Below are 19,896 nucleotides of genomic sequence, written 5' to 3' on the forward strand. Positions count from 1 at the left end.
AAGTATTCAAAAAGGGTTGGTATTTTTACCAACCCTTTTACGTTTATGGCTGAGTTGATGACAATGCGTGCTTAGCGAGCTTGGGCAGTTCACCTTTTAATCCCAATGCACGTTTCATAATTTCATCTTTAGCCCCCGGCAATTGACCTGCCAGCTTCATCCCAATACCTCGAATCAATTTCTTAGCTGGGTTATCCCCTTCAAAAAGATCTTTGAAGCCTTGCATAGCAGCGATCATTTTTGCTGCTTCAGCTTTACGCCAACGCTCATAACCACGTAGGTTACGCTTAGTGCCAATATCTTGCCCTTGTTGCCATAGCCCTAAAACTTCTTGCGCCAAACTTGCGGCATCAAGTAAGCCGAGATTCACTCCCTGACCAGCCAACGGGTGGATGGTATGTGCTGCATCACCAACTAACGCGACTCGATCTGTAACGAAATCGCGCGCGTAACGCATTTTAAGAGGGAAGGAAAAACGCTCACCAATCACTTCACACATGCCTAAACGAGCATCAAATTCAGCGGTTAACGCTTTATTGAACTCATCTTTTTCCATCGTAACTAAACGCTCAGCTCTGCTTGGATCAGTTGACCAAACAATTGAACTCATTTGACTATCGCCCATCGGCAAAAATGCCAATGGCCCTTGGGGAGTAAAGATCTGACGAGCAATCTTCTGGTGCGGCTCTTGAGTCCACACATTTGCCACGATAGCACTGTGCCCATAATCCCAATGCGTCAATGGAATATCCTGCTGACGACGCACCCAGGAGTTCGCGCCATCAGCTCCTACGACTAATTTAGCGGTTAGTGAATGCCCGTTATCTAGGGTTAGCCAGGCCTCACTTTCCCCAATAGCCATGGTTTGGCACTGAGCTGGCATAAACAAGCTCACATTTGATTGTTTTTGTACCTGTTCAAGCAGCGCAAGTTGAATCACACGATTTTCAACAATATGACCTAAGTCTGGCTGAGCCATTTTCTGCGCATCAAATTCGATCCGCGCGAAACTGTCTTGTTCCCACACTTCCATTGCCAGATAAGCTGCAGCACGACGGTCAATAATGCCCTGCCAAGCACCTAAGTTGCGTAATATGGTCTCACTAGAGCGGCTCAAAGCTGATACACGAACATCCGGTAGCTCTGTTATTTTACTCTCAGGAGTTCGGCTTTCGATTACCGCAATTCTCAACTCACTGTCTTTCAAGGCAGCAGCAAGCGAAAGACCTACCATGCCCCCACCTACTATAGCAATATCAACGCTTTGCATCATATTTCTCAATCCTTCTAGGCACTATCGAGCCACTAAACCTAATGTTCGCTGCAGTAATGGCGTTTTAAGCGAAGTGACATTATCCATCAACGCCAAACCTACATTTCGCCCTATACACATCAACGGGTAATCATTGGAAAACAGATCAACCAATGATGATGTCATGGTTATAGTAGCAATACGATCATCTTGTCGACGTTGTTTAAATGCGCTCAACACTGAATATGCACCAACATCTTCTAGAGAGTTAATGACCTCTTCAGCTAAGCTGGCCACATCACGAATACCGAGATTGAAGCCTTGCCCCGCAATAGGGTGCAACGTTTGTGCGGCATTACCGACTATCGCAAAACGATGTGAAGTATTTTTTTCTCGATAGCGCAATAGCAGGGGGTAGCTAGCACGAGTACCAACTTGTGTGAGTTGCCCTAATCGCCAGCCAAAATCCTTTTGTAACTGAGCCAGAAAAGCTTGGTCATCGAGACTAAGTACTTGTTGCGCTACTTCAGGACGTAAACACCATACCAATGAAATACGATCATCACTCATGGGCAGCAAAGCAACCGGTCCTTGTGTTGTAAAACGTTCAAACGCCCGACCTTGATGTGCTTGCTCAGCACGAATATTGGCAATAACTGCTACTTGTTCAAAGTCATGCTCTTTTAGTGCAATCCCGAGCAGATCACAACATGAAGAGACGGCGCCATCAGCGGCGACTAACAATTTACATTGCAGTTGCTCGCCACTTTCAAGCGTGATTACGTTGTTGTCTTGAGTGCGCTCAATCTGGCTAACTGAATCAGGACAAATCAAGCTAATTTTCTCACGATGCTCAAGCTTTTGATGATAGATACGCCCAACATCAGCAAGCTCCACCACATAACCTAAAGCACTGGTTCCAATATCTTGGTGTGCGATATCAGTCATACCAGCGTGAAAACGATCCGAAATATGAATATGCTTTATTGCTGTCGCTATTGGCGCAATATCATGCCAGAGGTTGATCTTATCTAGGATTTGTACCGTTCCAAAAGAAAGCGCTATCGAACGGGAATCAAACCCAGGATGAGATTGATGATCCACGCGAAATGGCTCAACTATCGCGACATTCAGTTTGCCTTGCGACAAGGTATCAAGCGCTAGCGCAAGCGTCATCCCCGCCATGCCACCACCAGCAATTACCACATCAAACTGCTTCATTTAGACAACCCAATTAGTGAATCGTAGGCGCTGATTGAGGCTGAGTTGGCTTCTGACCAAATTCAGCATGAATGGTTAGCACGCATACTTTTACATGCTCAATCACTTGTTCAAGCAAAGTTGCTTGTTCTTGTTGGTCATCTTCTTCATCAATGCCCAGCTTGGCGATCTCTTCTAAATCTGCCAATGCTTCTTTCGTTTCGCTTGACGCTTTTTTCAGTTCAGTTGCCACTAATCCCAATCCAGAGATATAGTGATTAACCCAATCCGCAACACCATCAGCCACATCGAAGAGACTCGCGCTCGCCTCTTCGTCTGGGAGTAATAACGAAAGCTCCATATTGGTACCAGTCATCTCTTGGATCGTTGTATCCAACGTTTGTTGAGCAAGCATTAGTGCTTTGTCCGGCCAGCCCATCCCTTCATTAGTGTAATCAAAAATCAATGGCTGCCAGCTTTTGTCATTTAAATTCAAACCGCCACTTAGCATACCGGTCAACAAGCCGTGTAATTCAGCAGGGTTAACCGCTAAGCCTGCTGATTGCATTTCACTTGCGAAGGTTAAGTAATCTGGAAGAGTGATATTACTCATGGATAAACCTAGTTTTGCTAAAATAATACTTAATCCTACCACTTAGATGGATAAGCTAAAATGTACAACGGGACAATAATGAGCGCCTTTTACACAATTTGCCCAATTACTGTGTCATTACCCTTTGTTTTGCCTTTGTTGCACGGGAAAGACTTGAATCTTAACAAGGCTTTTTCTATAGTTTCCCCCTCGGTGATGGTCTGCATTGTCACCTTAATTAAAGTGTAGAGTGGATATGAGTAGCCAAGCGGTAGAAGTTGAAATATTAGGTAAGTTAACTCGTGTTAACTGCCCAGCGGGTCAGGAAGAAGCGCTGATTCAAGCTGCCAAACGACTAAATGATCGTTTGATAGATATGACAGACAAGACCAAAGTGACCAACGAGGTGCATTTATTGACCATCGCTGCACTGAACTTCTGTTATGACTTGGAAACTCGTGATTCATCCACACAACAACAAGAAGAGTTGCATGGGCGACTTAATGAGCGAATGGAAAAGCTCTCAGCATCCCTTGATGATGCCTTAAGTAAAGTACAGTCAGGAAAGCCGTCTGCTTTGTCTTAAATGATATCTTTATTTGTAGAGTGACTGACTAATCTCCGTGAGTACTGTACAATGTGAGTCCAGTTTTACCCTGGAGTGTGCGTTAGTGAGATTACGTCCCTGAGCCGATAAGCAATCCCAAAGGGTTAGTATTTGACGGCTATTGAGCAAGCTTGGCATGTACCGAGAAGCCTACGGTCATCATTGCTGATCCGCCTTGAACCAGCTGGTTCAAGGGTCAGAATCTCCGACGGCACTCTGGGGTATCCTTTGATACCCCATCTAAAGTGGGCATCAGTATGAACCTATCTCGACAAGAATTTCGTCAGCAAATTCGACAGCAAAGACAACAGCTCTCCGCTCAATTCCAACAACAATCCGGTACTTTACTCGTCGAGCAATGCGCATCTCTTTCAGAACTCGAGCAAGCACATCATATTGCCCTATACCTGAACGTTGATGGCGAGATCGATACCAAGCCGTTAATAGAATGGCTTTGGCAGCAGGGAAAACAGGTCTATTTACCCGTTATTCATCCGTTTTCCAAAGGACATTTACTGTTTCTACACTATCAACCTGAAACTGATATGGTATTAAATCAGTATCGAATCTTTGAACCAAAACTCAATCAAACACTTATAAAACCAACGCAAAAACTGGATTTAATCTTTACTCCACTCGTGGGATTTGATTCTTTTGGGCATCGCCTTGGGATGGGTGGAGGCTACTACGATCGAACCTTAGAACCTTGGTTTAATAATAAATGTGGAGCTAAACCTATCGGTCTCGCGCATGATTGCCAACATGTGTCTAGGTTGCCGATTGAATCTTGGGATGTACCACTACCGAAAATAGTGACACCGAGCAAGATCTGGCAATGGGAAAGTCATGCTTGAGGGTATATAATCCGCCGCGCAAACGTTATCTAAACATCCAGTTAGGAGATGAGCATGACTCAAGATGAAATGAAAAAAGAAGCGGCTTGGGCTGCACTTAAGTATGTAGAGAAAGACAGTATTGTTGGGGTAGGTACTGGCTCTACGGTAAATCACTTCATCGACGCACTTGCCTCTATCAGAGACGACATCAAAGGTGCCGTATCAAGCTCAGAAGCATCAACCGAAAAACTTAAAGCACTAGGTATTGAAGTCTTTGATTGCAACGAAGTCAGCAATCTCGATATCTATGTTGATGGTGCGGATGAAATCAACGCTTATCGCGATATGATTAAAGGCGGTGGCGCGGCTCTAACGCGCGAAAAAATCGTTGCTGCAATTTCAGACAAGTTCATTTGTATCGTTGATGACACAAAAGCAGTCGATATTCTTGGTCAGTTTCCACTTCCAGTTGAAGTCATTCCTATGGCACGCTCTTACGTTGCCCGTGAATTAGTAAAACTAGGCGGCGATCCAGCTTACCGTGAAGGTGTGATTACCGACAACGGCAACGTGATCCTTGATGTTCACAACATGCAAATCGTCAACCCGAAAGAAATGGAACGTGCAATCAACGCGCTTCCTGGTGTTGTTACTGTGGGTCTATTTGCGGCGCGTGGTGCAGATGTAGTTATCACAGGCACACCAAATGGTCCAAAAATCGAAGAATAATAGAAAAATTGCCGTGGATTTATTAATCCGTTAGTGCTTTATTTCTGTCATTTCATTACAAGCGGTCCCAAATGGGACCGCTTTTATATTTTATTAGCCTAAAAATTATTCTTTATTCCGTAATTTTCTTACCCAAACCATTTTTTTTTTGTTAACTTAGTGGATAGAAGACGCACAAGGAAAACGTTTGCGCTCCTATGAAAGACGGTTAACTAACGTTCTTTTTAGCCGCTTTAATGCAATGTGCGCCAGTTAAGCCCCCTTTCCCCATTTTAAGGACGACGATAATGGCCAAAGTTTCACTGGAAAAAGATAAAATAAAAATACTGCTCTTAGAGGGGCTCCACCCATCTTCAGTAGAAGTTTTACAAGCAGCGGGTTATAGCAACATCGAATACCACAAAGGCTCATTGCAAGAAAAAGAGTTGATTGAAGCGGTTAAGGATGTGCATTTTATTGGCATCCGCTCGAGTACCAATCTATCTAAAAAGGTAATTGATGCTGCAGAAAAATTAGTGGCTATTGGTTGTTTTTGTATTGGCACTAACCAAGTCGACCTAAATGCCGCCGCGATTCGTGGTATTCCTGTATTTAACGCCCCGTTCTCGAATACTCGCAGTGTTGCTGAATTGGTCCTTGGACAAATTTTACTGCTCGTTCGCGGTATACCTGAGAAAAATGCACTTGCTCACCGTGGTATTTGGAAAAAGAGTGCAGATAACTCTTACGAAGCTCGTGGTAAGCGTCTCGGTATCATTGGTTATGGTCACATTGGTACTCAGCTAGGCATCATCGCTGAAAACTTGGGCATGCGCGTCTACTACTACGATATAGAGAATAAGCTATCTCTAGGTAACGCAACTCAAGTCGCGACTATGAGTGAGCTACTCAACAAGTGTGACATCATATCATTACACGTGCCTGAAACACCTGAAACCAAGAACATGATGGGTTCAGATGAGTTTGCACGAATGAAACCGGGTTCTATCTTTATCAATGCGGCTCGTGGAACGGTTGTCGATATTGAAGCACTTTGTCATTCACTCGAATCTGGTCACCTATCAGGCGCCGCTATCGATGTTTTCCCAGTTGAACCGAAGACAAATGCTGATTTATTCGAATCACCACTGCAAAAGTATGACAATGTCATTCTAACGCCGCATGTAGGTGGTTCGACTCAGGAAGCACAAGAAAACATCGGTGTTGAGGTTGCGGGCAAATTAGCTAAATACTCAGATAATGGTTCTACCTTATCAAGTGTTAACTTCCCAGAGGTTGCATTGCCAGAACACCGTAATTGTTCACGTTTATTGCACATTCACCAAAACCGCCCTGGTATCATGACGCAAATTAACACCATCTTCGCCGAAGAAGGGATTAACATTGCTGGTCAGTACCTACAAACGGCAGCAGACTTTGGTTATGTCGTAATTGATGTTGAAACCGAGCGTTCAGAAGAAGCACTAGAAAAGCTCAAAGGTATCGAAGGCACTATTCGTGCGCGTATCCTACATTAAGCCTTTTTCTTAGTGTTAAAAAAACCACCGGATTTTCGGTGGTTTTTTAGTTCTGTTCGATAATAAACAATAAATCAAAGTTTGAGAGCTCGTTCACCTCGAGCAATCCCTACCACACCACTCCGCGCAACTTCTATCACATCTGTAACTTCTGAAAGCGCTTGGATAAATGCATCCAATTTTTCGCTAGTACCAGTAAGCTGAACTGTATATTGCGCGGCGGTCACATCGACAATTTGACCACGGAAAATATCTGCGGTGCGCTTCACCTCTGCGCGAGCAAAACCGCTGGCTTTAACTTTAACCATCAGCAATTCACGTTCGATGTGATCAAGCTCTGTGACTTCTTGCACTTTGAGTACGTCTATCAATTTATGCAATTGCTTTTGAATTTGCTCTAGCTGCATATCATCTGAAATCGTCGTGATGTTTAGGCGAGAAAGCGTTTCATCATCCGTTGGCGAAACCGTGAGTGACTCAATATTATAGCCACGTTGTGAGAATGTACCCACAACTCGAGACAACGCTCCTGGTTGGTTTTCCAATAGCAGTGAAATAATATGTCTCATATTAGGTACGCTCCGTCTTGCTTAGCCACATCTTATCCATACCCTCACCCTTGATTTGCATTGGGTATACATGTTCAGTTTCATCAACGTTGATATCGACAAACACTAATCTGTCTTTCAATTCTAAAGCCTGCTTTAAGCCTGCCTCAAGTTGATCGGGTGTTTCGATGCGAATACCCACATGACCATACGCTTCTGCAATGGCAGCAAAATCCGGTACCGAACTCATATATGAGTTGGAATGACGACCCTGATAAATAATATCTTGCCACTGCTTAACCATGCCCAAAAATCTATTATTTAAATTAATTATTTTCACGGGAATGTCGTATTGCATTGCCGTTGATAGCTCTTGTATATTCATTTGAATACTGCCATCACCAGTCACCACCACAACTTCTTCATCTGGTTTTGCAAATTTGACTCCCATGGCGGCTGGTAAACCAAAGCCCATAGTGCCAAGACCGCCGGAGTTGATCCAACGACGTGGCTTATCAAAAGGGTAATAAAGCGCTGCAAACATCTGATGTTGACCAACATCAGATGCAACATAAGCATCACCGTTGGTCAGCTTATGCAGCGTCTCAATCACTTGCTGTGGCTTGATACGCTCTGATGAAGTGTCGTAACTCAAGCACTTCTTATCACGCCAAGTTTGGATTTCATCCCACCAAGCTTTCAGTGCTTGCTCATCATTGGTTCCACCTTGCTCCACCAGCAAATTAACCATCGATTCCAAGACCTTATCGGCAGAGCCTACAATAGGCAGATCCACCTTAACGTTTTTAGAGATCGATGAAGGATCGATATCAATGTGCATGATCTTGGCATTCGGGCAATATTTTTCTAAATTGTTCGTAGTACGGTCATCAAAACGAACACCTACCCCAAAAATAAGATCAGCGCCATGCATTGCCATATTCGCTTCATAAGTACCATGCATACCAAGCATACCAAGGGCATTTTTATGTGTTCCCGGAAACGCGCCTAGTCCCATCAAGGTGCTCACAACTGGCAAATTAAGTGTCTCAGCAAGCTTATACAGTAACGCATCCGCTTCAGAAATGACCGCTCCTCCACCAACATAGAGTACAGGTTTTCTTGCTTCTAGAAGGGCTTTTAATGCCTTTTTGATCTGGCCTTTATGTCCCGTTGTCGTCGGTTTATAAGAGCGCATTGAAATGGTTGCAGGGTATTCATATGGCAGTTTGATTAACGGGTTGAGTATATCTTTCGGTAAATCAATCACAACTGGACCAGGACGCCCCGTCGTTGCGATATAAAATGCTTTTTTAACTGTCTCAGGAATGTCTTCTGCTTTCTTAACTAAAAAGCTATGTTTGACCACCGGACGTGACACACCGACGATATCGCATTCTTGGAAAGCATCATTACCAATTAGGTTATTTGGCACATTCCCAGAAATAACAATCATTGGAATTGAATCCATGTATGCAGTGGCGATACCAGTAATGGTATTGGTTGCACCGGGCCCTGAGCAAACCAACACGACTCCGGGTTTACCCGTTGCGCGTGCGTAACCATCAGCCATATGCGTAGCAGCTTGTTCGTGCCGAACGAGGACATGTTTGATCTGGTCGGTTTTAGCATGAAGTGCGTCATATATATCCAGCACGGAACCGCCTGGATAACCGAAAATTTGCTCAACACCTTCTTCGATAAGAGACTGAATGATCATCTCATTACCGGACAACATTGCTGCCATATTATTCTCCTTATCTGCATCCAACCAATCAGGTCAATAGGCTGGGCAGTCATCACATAGTCTAGGGCTTACTTTTAGCCTAATAGAAAGACTTCCACTTCTTCTCTATGCCTTGAGTTTTGTCATAACAAAACACAAGATACCGCAACAAATGTAACGTTTTATTTTCAAGGAATCTATGGCGACTTTTCTCTCATTACTCACAGTATGTTGATAAATAGTCCAATAACAGTGTAATTACTATGCCATTACACCTCATCTAGCATCTAATCATGACAACACCCACAAAAAAGGTGGATAATTTTTCATCAATATAATGAAACGATAGATAAAAAAATCCCCAGCGCAAAGCTGGGGATCTCAATTGTAAATTAACGATGACAAGGACTATTTTTCAGATGACTTTTTACCTGATGATTTATCGTTATACATCTCTTCAATTTCATCTTGGTATTTGTCGTGAATCACTTTACGGCGTAATTTCTGCGTTGGCGTTAATTCACCATCATCCATAGAAAATGCTTTCGGCAACAATTTAAATTTCTTCACTTGCTCAAATTTAGCCAATTCACGTTGCAAATCGTTTACACGTTTCTCAAGCATTTCAATAATCTGGTTGTGCTTAATTAGCTCAACGCGATCGTGATATTTGATATTCAGCTCTTTCGCGTACTCTTCTAAGCTGTCATAACACGGAACGATTAATGCGGATACAAACTTACGCGTGTCGGCAATAACTGCAATCTGTTCGATGAAATGATCTTTACCAATAGCGCCTTCGACCACTTGCGGAGCAATGTATTTACCATTGGAGGTTTTCATTAGCTCTTTAATTCGGTCAGTAATAAACAGGTTACCATTCTCATCGATATGACCCGCATCACCGGTTTTAAGGAAACCATGCTCATCAAATGTTTGTGCCGTCTCTTCTGGCATCTTGTAATAGCCACGCATCACCATTGGACCGCGAACCAATATTTCGTTGTTCTCGCCAATTTTAACTTGCGCGTTTGGCATCGACATGCCAATAGAATCAGGGTTAAAGCATTTATCATCCCAGCAAGAGACTGTCGCTGTGGTTTCGGTCATACCGTAACCTAACTTAACGTTAATACCGATCGCGTGAAAAAATCGACCAATTGTCTCGTCAAGCTTCGCACCACCACATGGCATAAAATTAATACGCCCACCAAGCAAAGCACGCAGTTTAGATAGCACGATTTTATCTGCCAGCTTATGCGATTTTTTCAGCATTAGGGACGGCTTTCGACCTTCCTGATGACATACCGCCATTTTAGCTCCCATGTTAACCGCCCAGGTAAACATCACTTTGCGAGCAAATGGGGCTTTGGCTACTTTCTCGTGGATAGCTGAGAATATTTTCTCATAGAAGCGTGGTACAGCACTCATCACTGTCGGACTAACTTCGCTTAATGCATCTCGGACTTGCATTGTATCTTGCAGATAACAGTTAGTTGCGCCCTTATACAATACATAAAAAGTCCACGCGCGTTCAAATACGTGTGATAACGGGAGAAATGCCAAAGATACATCGTCTTGAGAAAGGCTTAAACGTTCATCGTGACCTTGTAGCTGAGCACCAATGTTGGTGTAATCAAGCATTACGCCTTTAGGCTGACCTGTCGTACCTGAGGTATAAATCAAGGTAAGGAGATCATCAGGGTTCGCTTGTTCAAGTCGCTCTTCAAGTTCGGCTTGGTGCGTTTGATTGCCTTTAGCAATAAACTCATCCCAACCTATCGCGAACTCGTAGCCGTTCATATCGATGCCTTTTGACATCGCAACGATCAATTCTAGTTGCTCGCATTGCTCAAAAATAGATACAGCTACATCGAACTGAGATTGTTCACCGACAAAGAGTACCTTTACATCCGCGTTTTGCAGAATATAAGTAGATTGCCCAGCGGTATTTGTTGGGTAAATAGGCACGATAACACCACGCAATTGCATTGCGGCGAAATCAGCAATCGTCCATTGCGGCATGTTGTTAGAGAAGATCCCTATCTTATCTTGTACTCGGAATCCCTGAGACAATAACGCAAGTGAAATAGCATCCACTTGTTGACCAAACTGCGCCCAGCTAATGCTCTGCCATACACCTTCTACTTTATGCTTAAGTGCAGTGCGTTCTTTACCTTTAGCAAATTGCTCTCGAACTCGTTTAACGATGTGAAAATCTAAATTGGCCATCTTGTCTACCTTTAAGCGTACACCTGTAAGCTTTTTGCGCGCACAAGTGTACATTTCAAGCAAAAAAAGGCAACTGACACGTATCAAAATTATATGAAAAAGCCTCGCTACAAATGCTTGTTTGAGGATTTTTTATCCTAAGATGTATATCAGTCGCAGATAGCCTGATCTCTTGGTCGATGTTTAACCATTTATAATTCAGCAGCTTGTACTATATGCCGCTGCTATTTCATTTCTCGACATACTTCCATCAACCGATCTCGTAACCAAATATGTCCTTGATCTTTTTCATTCGACTCATGCCAACTCAAGTAACCACTGATGGTTTTGTTGCTTAATGGCGTCGCAATTATTTGCAATAACTCTTTATTCGCAGCGTTCTCTACTACCCATCGAGGAGCAATCGAAATTAACTCTGACTGCCCTATAACATACAACAAGTTACTAAGGCTTGTTCCTTCATAGTAAGCTGCAATATCCACACCTTGGTACGCCTGCTCAGAGATCGCTTGATCACCATTTACTTGCGACAATTTCGCGTGACGTTCATTAAGCAATGCTTCAACCGTTATTGCCTGCTGAATACGTGGGTGACACTTACTAGCCACTACCACAAGCTCGTCTTTAAACAACTCAACATTTTGCACTCCTTGGGCGTTAAAGCTGCGGTAATCAATGACGACATCAACCGTCTGATTACGCATTCGACCTGCTATCTGGCTGTCGAATTCAGCATCAAGGTGAAGTTTTACCTCGGGTGCATGTTGGTGGATATACGCCATGATTCTTGGAGCAAAGCGCATATCGCAAGGGCTACAAAGAGATAAGTTAAATTGGCGCACAGACGTTTCCGCGGCAAAATCAGCGCTTGGCAACTGGTTGCGGATAAGCTGCAATGCTTGACGGATAGGAATAAATAACTGCCTTGCTCTCTGCGTTGGCTGAATACCACGCCCTTGACGAATAAACAGTTCATCACTAAACATCACTTTCAAACGCGCTACAGCATTACTTACCGCGGGTTGGGACATACCTAAATTGTGTGCCGCGCGAGTGATGTTTTGCTCTTGCATTACTGCATCAAACACAGTCAATAGATTAAGGTCGACACTTCTCAGCACGGTTTCCATGCGGTTGGTCAGGTGAGTATTTACAGTATCTTTGGTATCAGTCATCAATCGTATCCCTATCATGTTATGCCGCATAAAATTGATAAAATCAAAGCCGCTTGCTTTTATCTAATTTGGACATTAGTAATTATTCATTTTGTAGATAATTGCTTAGTGATTGAGACTATTGACTAATTGATTATCGATTAGCAAATAGATTGATAATTAATCATAATTTTTTATTATAAATACAGTTTAATGCTTATAGTTCAACGCTTTAGAGTAATTATAAAAAAGACTAAATTGATGTTTTTACACAATTTCAGAGTGCTAAGCGCTTGTTCAGGAATGAGAGAGAGGCATCGAACCATGAACGAAAGACTAGATAAAACGAAGGAGCATTGCGTTGACCGCATCGCTAGCAATATCCACTTTGCTCAACAGCAGCTCTAGTAGTTGCTTAGTGCAATCACAATGATAGTGTCGATGAAATGGTTACAGCTCACTGAGAATACGTCGGCACAATCAATCGCATTACTCCATTTATAAAACATACTGTTACAGCCATATTTGTGCGTATTTCCCCGAGAAGAAAGTGTGCACTGAGCAGATGAGTGTAAAAAAAATAACCAATTTCGGCTTTTACGGTTGACTCATACACCTGAGTACGGTACTAATTCTATTAACGTAAATATGTGGTTTCATTAACTCTCATAGGAAGTAGTTAACAATGATGAACTGTATCTCTATCCTGCAAAGCCTCCTCCTGATCGTGAACCAATCGCGCGGGTAGGCTGTGGAAGGGAAATAACCACACGAATTACACAAGACCCGCATCAAAATGCGGGTTTTTTTATGTTCAAATACTGGAAGTAATCGTTTAAATCCCTGTCTTTGCGGATAAACGAATTAAAAGGAAGCAACTATGAATGATCAGGTCATTATATTCGACACAACATTGCGTGATGGCGAGCAAGCATTGTCAGCCAGTTTAACCGTAAAAGAGAAACTGCAAATAGCTTATGCGTTAGAACGTCTCGGTGTTGACGTAATTGAAGCTGGCTTTCCTATTTCTTCTCCAGGCGATTTTGAGTCGGTACAAACCATTGCGCGTAACATAAAAAACAGCCGCGTTTGTGCTCTTGCTCGTGCTGTACCGAAAGACATTGATGTTGCTGCTGAATCATTAAAAGTCGCTGACGCTTTCCGTATTCATACTTTCATTTCTACCTCTACCGTTCACGTTCAAGACAAGCTTCGTCGCAGTTACGATGACGTCGTAGAGATGGGGGTCAAAGCCGTAAAACACGCACGCCAGTATACCGATGATGTCGAGTTTTCGTGTGAAGACGCTGGTCGTACACCTATCGACAACCTGTGCCGCATGGTCGAAGCCGCAATCAATGCAGGCGCAACCACAGTTAATATCCCCGATACAGTCGGCTACACCGTACCAAACGAATTTGGCGGCATCATCCAATCACTATTTAACCGTGTGCCGAACATCGACAAAGCAATCATCTCAGTACACTGCCATGATGACCTAGGTATGTCGGTTGCTAATTCTATTGCAGCAGTACAAGCGGGGGCTCGTCAGGTTGAAGGGACTATCAATGGTCTTGGTGAGCGCGCTGGTAACTGCTCTCTTGAAGAAATAGCGATGATCATTAAAACCCGCCAAGAGCTACTTGGGGTGCAAACCGGTCTAAATCATGATCAGATCCACCGTACAAGTAAATTGGTGAGCCAACTGTGTAACATGCCAATTCAAAGTAACAAAGCCATCGTCGGAGCGAATGCTTTTAGCCACTCTTCAGGTATTCACCAAGACGGAATGCTAAAGAATAAAAACACCTATGAGATCATGACTCCCGAATCGATTGGACTAAAGAATAAAGCGCTGAACCTAACCAGTCGTAGTGGCCGGGCTGCGGTGAAAAGCCATATGGATGCTATGGGCTATAAGGCGGAAGAGTACAACCTAGATACCTTGTACACCGACTTTTTAAAGCTTGCCGATCGCAAAGGGCAAGTCTTTGACTACGACTTAGAAGCATTAATGCACTTCGCAAACTTACGTGAAGAAGATGACTTCTACAAATTGAACTACCTTAGCGTTCAATCGGGTAGCGTTATGGCAACGACCAGCATCAAAATTTTGTGTGGTGACACAGAAAAAAGTGAAGCTGCTGTAGGAAATGGGCCGGTTGATGCCCTTTACCAATGTATTTATCGCGTAACAGGTTACGATATTGTGCTTGATAAGTTTGATCTGACTGCCAAAGGCGAAGGCGAAGATGGTTTAGGTCAGGCGGATATTATTGCCAACTACAAAGGTCGTAAATATCACGGTACTGGCGTATCAACAGATATCGTAGAAGCTTCAGGTCAGGCGCTACTGCACGTCATTAACAGCATTCACCGTGCTAACGAAATTGAAGACATTAAGCAGAAAAAGATCGCCACTGTATAGGATGACAATCAAGCGTTGCAATAACGCTTGGTAAAATTAAAAAGCAACACAACGCTATAATAATTAAAGGATTAACATGACTGACAAGACTTACAAGATCGCGGTATTAGCTGGCGATGGTATTGGACCAGAAGTAATGGTACAAGCCAATAAAGTATTAGATGCGATTGAGACTAAGCATGGTATTACTTTCCATCGTGATGCTCACGATGTTGGCGGCATTGCAATTGACAACCATGGCAGCCCTCTTCCAGAGAGCACGATAAAAGCGTGTGAAGAGTCTGATGCAGTGCTATTTGGTTCCGTTGGTGGACCAAAGTGGGAACACCTGCCACCAAACGATCAACCAGAGCGTGGAGCTCTTCTTCCTCTACGTAAGCACTTCCAGCTATTTTGTAACCTTCGTCCGGCACAAATTCATGCAGGTCTTGAAGCATTCTCTCCTCTACGCGCCGACATTTCAGGGCGTGGCTTTGACATTGTAGTTGTACGTGAACTAACTGGCGGGATTTACTTCGGGCAGCCAAAAGGTCGTGAGGGTGAGGGCGCAAATGAAAAAGCGTTTGATACCGAAATCTATCATCGCTTTGAAATTGAACGTATAGCCAAGATCGCATTTGAATCCGCACGTTTACGTAATCAAAAAGTCTGTTCTATTGATAAGGCGAACGTTTTACAAAGCTCGATATTATGGCGTGAAGTCGTGGAAGAGATTGCCAAAGACTACCCAGACGTTGAGTTAACACACATGTACATCGACAACGCGACGATGCAGCTTATCAAGGATCCTGCACAATTTGACGTAATGCTATGTTCTAACATTTTCGGCGATATTATCTCCGATGAATGCGCAATGATCACCGGGTCCATGGGCATGCTTCCTTCTGCGAGCTTGAACGAAAGCAAATTCGGTCTATATGAACCTGCAGGTGGTAGTGCACCTGACATTGCAGGAAAAAATATTGCCAATCCTGTCGCTCAAATTTTGTCTGCCGCGCTAATGCTGCGTTACAGCCTAGGCGAAGAGGCGGCTTCCCAAGACATTGAGTCCGCAGTAAGCCAAGCGCTTGCAGCCGGTGAGCTAACGGCAGATCTAGCCGGGAAAGCACCGGCACTATCTACATCAGAAATGGGTGATAAAATCGCTAGCTACATTCTAAATTCATAATAACAAGGACGTAATGAGCAATGGGCAAAACACTATATGAAAAAGTCTACGACGCACATGTTGCTGTCGCGGCTGAGGGTGAAACCCCTATTTTGTATATCGACCGGCATTTAGTGCACGAAGTCACCTCTCCACAAGCATTTGATGGATTACGCGAAAAAGGTCGCAAGGTTCGTCAGGTAAATAAAACGTTTGCAACGATGGATCATAATGTCTCAACCACAACCAAAGACATTAATGCTTCAGGCGAGATGGCTCGCATTCAAATGGAGACACTATCAAAAAACTGTGAAGAATTTGGCGTAACTCTTTACGACCTTAACCATAAGTACCAAGGTATCGTACACGTAATGGGGCCTGAATTAGGTATTACGCTGCCAGGTATGACGATCGTTTGTGGTGATTCACATACAGCAACCCATGGTGCATTTGGTTCATTAGCCTTTGGGATTGGTACATCGGAAGTTGAACATGTTCTGGCTACGCAAACGCTAAAGCAATCGCGTGCAAAAACCATGAAAATTGACGTTCAAGGTAAAGTCGGTGCGGGTATCACAGCTAAAGATATCGTACTCGCTATTATAGGAAAGACGACTGCGGCAGGCGGTACTGGTTATGTAGTTGAATTTTGTGGTGAAGCCATTCGTGATTTGACCATGGAAGGACGTATGACCGTTTGTAACATGGCAATTGAATTAGGCGCAAAAGCTGGACTAGTTGCACCTGACAACACCACTTTCGATTATATTAAGGGGCGTAAATTCTCTCCGACTGGCGCCAATTGGGATGCAGCAGTAGAGTACTGGCGAACCCTCAGTACAGACGAAGATGCTAAGTTTGACGCGGTAGTAACGCTTCAAGCCGCGGATATCAAACCTCAAATCACTTGGGGAACAAATCCTGGTCAAGTGATAGCGGTTGATGAACCCATTCCGACACCCGCTAGCTTTTCTGATCCTGTCGAAAAGGCATCAGCTGAGAAAGCACTGGCTTACATGGGGTTAGAAGCAGGTAAGTCACTATCAGACTATTCAATTGATAAAGTATTTGTCGGTTCTTGTACTAACTCCCGTATCGAAGATATGCGCGCGGCAGCCGAAGTTGCCAAAGGGCGTAAAGTCGCTTCACATGTCCAAGCGCTAATTGTGCCGGGCTCAGAACAAGTGAAAGCTCAAGCCGAAGCGGAAGGCTTAGACACAATCTTTAAAGCAGCTGGATTTGAGTGGCGTTTACCAGGTTGCTCAATGTGTTTAGCAATGAACAATGATCGTCTAGGTCCTCATGAGCGCTGTGCTTCTACATCAAATCGTAACTTCGAAGGCCGCCAAGGTCGTGATGGTCGTACCCATCTAGTAAGCCCAGCAATGGCTGCTGCCGCCGCTATCGCGGGTCATTTCGTTGATATTCGTGAGCTGGACTAAGGAGAGTCAAACATGTCAGGTTTTAAACAACATACAGGTTTGGTTGTACCGCTAGATGCCGCCAACGTCGATACCGATGCCATCATTCCAAAACAGTTCCTACAAAAGGTTTCTCGCTTAGGTTTTGGTCAGCATCTTTTCCATGATTGGCGCTTTCTTGATGACGCAGGTAAACAACCAAATCCTGAATTCATAATGAATGCCGACCGCTATCAAGGTGCTTCTATTTTATTAGCTCGCGAAAATTTTGGTTGTGGTTCTTCACGTGAACACGCCCCATGGGCTCTTGCTGATTATGGTATCAAAGCAATGATCGCCCCGAGTTTTGCTGATATTTTCTATGGCAACTCAATCAATAATCAAATGGTACCCGTTCGTCTAACTGATCACGAAGTCGATGAAATATTCCAATATGTACAAGCTAACGAAGGTGCAGAGATTGAAGTTGATCTAGAAGCACTACTAGTACGTGCAAATGGAAAGGAATACCATTTTGAAATCGATTCATTCCGACGTCATTGCTTACTAAACGGTTTGGATAATATCGGGCTTACCCTGCAGCATGAAGACAAAATCGCTGCATACGAAGCAAATATACCAAGCTTTTTAGTTTAACCATCGAGAAGTCAAAGGCTGGTGATATACCAGCCTTTTTTTATTTCTAGTGAAAGTATCACCCCGTCATTTCGGTCTAAATAATCAGTTATTCTAAATATCTATACTCAAGAAAATTGAAGGTGCAGGTAGGCGGCAAGTAAGAAAGCTCCCTGAGCATAGGTGAACGATGTGATTGGGCCGCACGAACACAGCCAACACCGCTGCAACTTCAAGTATGACGGGGATATAATTTTAAATTCATAACTTCGAGTGCACCGATGAATAAACTAGCAATTTTGAGTCTAACTCTATTTTCTCTACCTATTTACGCCGCGCCCAAGTCCGATCTATGGGTATACTGGCAACAAAGTAATGAAAATAGTCATGCCGAGATATCACACCAAGCATGGCAAGAGATTCTAACTCGTCATATATCTATTGATGGGCAACATCACCTTTTTTCGTACCAATCAGTTACCACTGAAGAACAACATAAGCTTGATCGATATTTAACTAGCCTCTCAGAGGTAGATCCTCGCAAATTTTCAAAAGCAGAGCAGTACGCTTACTGGGTTAACCTTTATAATGCCGCAACGATAGATCTGATCCTCGAAGAATATCCCATCGATTCGATCACAAAGTTAGGGGGATTTTTCAGTTTTGGACCTTGGGATGAAGACGTCATTACCATTAATGGTAAGGCGCTGTCATTGAATGATATCGAACACCGAATTCTACGTCCTATTTGGCAAGACCCTCGAACCCACTATGCTGTCAATTGTGCAAGCCTTAGCTGCCCAAACCTGCAAACCAAAGCATTCACTGCAAAAAATAGTGAACAACTGTTAAATAATGCGGCAAAAGCATTTATTAACAGCAATAAGGGGGTTGAAATTGAAGGTAATACGTTGGTTTTGTCATCAATTTACGATTGGTTTTCTGAAGATTTTTTGATTGATGGCGGTGTACAGAAACACTTAAATAAGTACCGTACAAATCTAGAAGATGTCTCTGGTTCATTTACATACCAGTACGACTGGTCACTCAATGATAAGCCCTAGATAAAGCGCTAGGTTTCAGATACGAAAAAGCCCCGACCATATAGTCGAGGCTTAGAAATATTACCTGGCGATGTCCTACTCTCACATGGGGAGACCCCACACTACCATCGGCGCTACTTTGTTTCACTTCTGAGTTCGGCATGGAATCAGGTGGGTCCAAAGCGCTATGGTCGCCAAGAAAATTCTTTTATAGCTGGTGCTGATACCCAGAATCGAACTGGGGACCTCATCCTTACCAAGGATGCGCTCTACCGACTGAGCCATATCAGCACACTAAATTATTTGTCCTTTAGGACTAAAAAAGCCCGCTCTTAAACGGGCTCTTTTATCAAATTTAAAGCCTGGCGATGTCCTACTCTCACATGGGGAGACCCCACACTACCATCGGCGCTATTGCGTTTCACTTCTGAGTTCGGCATGGAATCAGGTGGGTCCGCAACGCTATGGTCGCCAAGCAAATTCTTACTTTACTTTCAGTTTTGAAAACTGAAGGCAAAAAATCTGGAAAGCTGGTTTCTCTAAAATAGAGAGTAAAGTTCTATTACACATTCAATGTTCTTGCATTGAGTCCACAAAACCCCTTGGGTGTTGTATGGTTAAGCCTCACGGGCAATTAGTACAGGTTAGCTCAATGCCTCGCAGCACTTACACACCCTGCCTATCAACGTTCTAGTCTCGAACAACCCTTTAGGGCACTTAAAGTGCCAGGGAGAACTCATCTCAAGGCTCGCTTCCCGCTTAGATGCTTTCAGCGGTTATCGATTCCGAACTTAGCTACCGGGCAATGCCATTGGCATGACAACCCGAACACCAGAGGTTCGTCCACTC

The 19,896-nt window shown here is 43.6% G+C and carries 16 protein-coding genes, 1 tRNA gene, 3 rRNA genes and 1 other RNA gene; 10 read left to right on the plus strand and 11 right to left on the minus strand.

What is annotated here, in order from left to right:
• Positions 1-43 precede the first annotated feature (43 nt).
• From L4C38_RS14170 to L4C38_RS14180, 3 genes are read right to left on the minus strand one after another with little or no spacing between them, the layout of a single operon-like run.
• On the minus strand, positions 44-1,273 hold the full coding sequence (locus tag L4C38_RS14170) for an FAD-dependent 2-octaprenylphenol hydroxylase (protein WP_428798210.1): 1,230 nt from the start codon (positions 1,271-1,273) through the stop codon (positions 44-46).
• 21 nt (positions 1,274-1,294) lie between these two features.
• A complete protein-coding gene (ubiH, locus tag L4C38_RS14175; protein ID WP_428798211.1) occupies positions 1,295-2,473 on the minus strand; it encodes a 2-octaprenyl-6-methoxyphenyl hydroxylase in 1,179 nt (392 codons plus the stop codon).
• Between the two features lie 13 nt (positions 2,474-2,486).
• Entirely contained in the window at positions 2,487-3,065 is a 579-nt protein-coding gene (locus L4C38_RS14180; protein ID WP_428798212.1) for a YecA/YgfB family protein, read from the minus strand.
• A 235-nt stretch (positions 3,066-3,300) separates the two neighbouring features.
• Between L4C38_RS14180 and L4C38_RS14185 the strand changes: the two genes are divergently transcribed.
• The 5 genes from L4C38_RS14185 (at position 3,301) to serA (ending at position 6,733) form a co-directional block, all read left to right on the plus strand.
• Positions 3,301-3,630: a cell division protein ZapA gene (locus tag L4C38_RS14185; protein WP_428798213.1), complete on the plus strand. Its 330-nt coding sequence runs from the start codon at positions 3,301-3,303 to the stop codon at positions 3,628-3,630.
• A 64-nt stretch (positions 3,631-3,694) separates the two neighbouring features.
• Positions 3,695-3,878: non-coding RNA, 6S RNA (gene ssrS / locus L4C38_RS14190), on the plus strand.
• A gap of 30 nt (positions 3,879-3,908) precedes the next feature.
• Positions 3,909-4,505 carry a 5-formyltetrahydrofolate cyclo-ligase gene (locus L4C38_RS14195; RefSeq protein WP_428798214.1) on the plus strand — a complete coding sequence of 199 codons (597 nt, stop codon included), beginning with the start codon at positions 3,909-3,911 and terminating at the stop codon, positions 4,503-4,505.
• Positions 4,506-4,559: 54 nt separating this feature from the next.
• The gene (gene rpiA, locus L4C38_RS14200) at positions 4,560-5,216 is read left to right on the plus strand and encodes a ribose-5-phosphate isomerase RpiA (RefSeq protein ID WP_428798215.1); all 657 of its coding nucleotides are present in this window, start codon (positions 4,560-4,562) and stop codon (positions 5,214-5,216) included.
• A gap of 287 nt (positions 5,217-5,503) precedes the next feature.
• Entirely contained in the window at positions 5,504-6,733 is a 1,230-nt protein-coding gene (gene serA / locus L4C38_RS14205; protein ID WP_428798216.1) for a phosphoglycerate dehydrogenase, read from the plus strand.
• A gap of 74 nt (positions 6,734-6,807) precedes the next feature.
• On the opposite strand, the gene ilvN is transcribed toward serA, so the two are convergent.
• From ilvN to leuO, 4 genes are all read right to left on the minus strand, one after another.
• Complete coding sequence (gene ilvN, locus L4C38_RS14210; RefSeq protein WP_428798217.1) at positions 6,808-7,302, minus strand: acetolactate synthase small subunit; 495 nt, start codon at positions 7,300-7,302, stop codon at positions 6,808-6,810.
• Between the two features lies 1 nt (position 7,303).
• On the minus strand, positions 7,304-9,028 hold the full coding sequence (locus L4C38_RS14215; RefSeq protein WP_428798218.1) for an acetolactate synthase 3 large subunit: 1,725 nt from the start codon (positions 9,026-9,028) through the stop codon (positions 7,304-7,306).
• Between the two features lie 387 nt (positions 9,029-9,415).
• Positions 9,416-11,239: an AMP-dependent synthetase/ligase gene (locus L4C38_RS14220; RefSeq protein ID WP_428798219.1), complete on the minus strand. Its 1,824-nt coding sequence runs from the start codon at positions 11,237-11,239 to the stop codon at positions 9,416-9,418.
• Between the two features lie 224 nt (positions 11,240-11,463).
• Complete coding sequence (leuO, locus tag L4C38_RS14225) at positions 11,464-12,414, minus strand: transcriptional regulator LeuO (protein WP_428798220.1); 951 nt, start codon at positions 12,412-12,414, stop codon at positions 11,464-11,466.
• Between the two features lie 859 nt (positions 12,415-13,273).
• Between leuO and leuA the strand changes: the two genes are divergently transcribed.
• The 5 genes from leuA to L4C38_RS14250 all read left to right on the plus strand — a co-directional run bounded on the left by leuA (position 13,274) and on the right by L4C38_RS14250 (position 19,068).
• Positions 13,274-14,821 (plus strand): 2-isopropylmalate synthase, encoded by a 1,548-nt coding sequence (gene leuA / locus L4C38_RS14230; protein ID WP_428798221.1) that lies wholly within the window; start codon positions 13,274-13,276, stop codon positions 14,819-14,821.
• 76 nt (positions 14,822-14,897) lie between these two features.
• Entirely contained in the window at positions 14,898-15,989 is a 1,092-nt protein-coding gene (gene leuB, locus L4C38_RS14235) for a 3-isopropylmalate dehydrogenase (protein WP_428798222.1), read from the plus strand.
• A 20-nt stretch (positions 15,990-16,009) separates the two neighbouring features.
• Positions 16,010-17,410: a 3-isopropylmalate dehydratase large subunit gene (gene leuC, locus L4C38_RS14240; RefSeq protein WP_428798223.1), complete on the plus strand. Its 1,401-nt coding sequence runs from the start codon at positions 16,010-16,012 to the stop codon at positions 17,408-17,410.
• Between the two features lie 12 nt (positions 17,411-17,422).
• Entirely contained in the window at positions 17,423-18,025 is a 603-nt protein-coding gene (gene leuD, locus L4C38_RS14245; RefSeq protein WP_428798224.1) for a 3-isopropylmalate dehydratase small subunit, read from the plus strand.
• A 260-nt stretch (positions 18,026-18,285) separates the two neighbouring features.
• Positions 18,286-19,068 (plus strand): DUF547 domain-containing protein, encoded by a 783-nt coding sequence (locus tag L4C38_RS14250; RefSeq protein WP_428798225.1) that lies wholly within the window; start codon positions 18,286-18,288, stop codon positions 19,066-19,068.
• 62 nt (positions 19,069-19,130) lie between these two features.
• Here the strand turns inward: L4C38_RS14250 and rrf (L4C38_RS14255) are convergent.
• The 4 genes from rrf (L4C38_RS14255) to L4C38_RS14270 form a co-directional block, all read right to left on the minus strand.
• Positions 19,131-19,246 (minus strand): 5S ribosomal RNA (rrf, locus tag L4C38_RS14255).
• A 16-nt stretch (positions 19,247-19,262) separates the two neighbouring features.
• Positions 19,263-19,338 (minus strand) — tRNA-Thr (locus L4C38_RS14260).
• A 69-nt stretch (positions 19,339-19,407) separates the two neighbouring features.
• A 5S ribosomal RNA gene (gene rrf / locus L4C38_RS14265) occupies positions 19,408-19,523 on the minus strand.
• Between the two features lie 137 nt (positions 19,524-19,660).
• Positions 19,661-19,896: ribosomal RNA gene (locus L4C38_RS14270) — 23S ribosomal RNA — on the minus strand; the annotation flags it as partial.

This window comes from Vibrio kasasachensis (assembly GCF_050337565.1).
In the GTDB taxonomy this organism is placed as follows: domain Bacteria; phylum Pseudomonadota; class Gammaproteobacteria; order Enterobacterales; family Vibrionaceae; genus Vibrio; species Vibrio kasasachensis.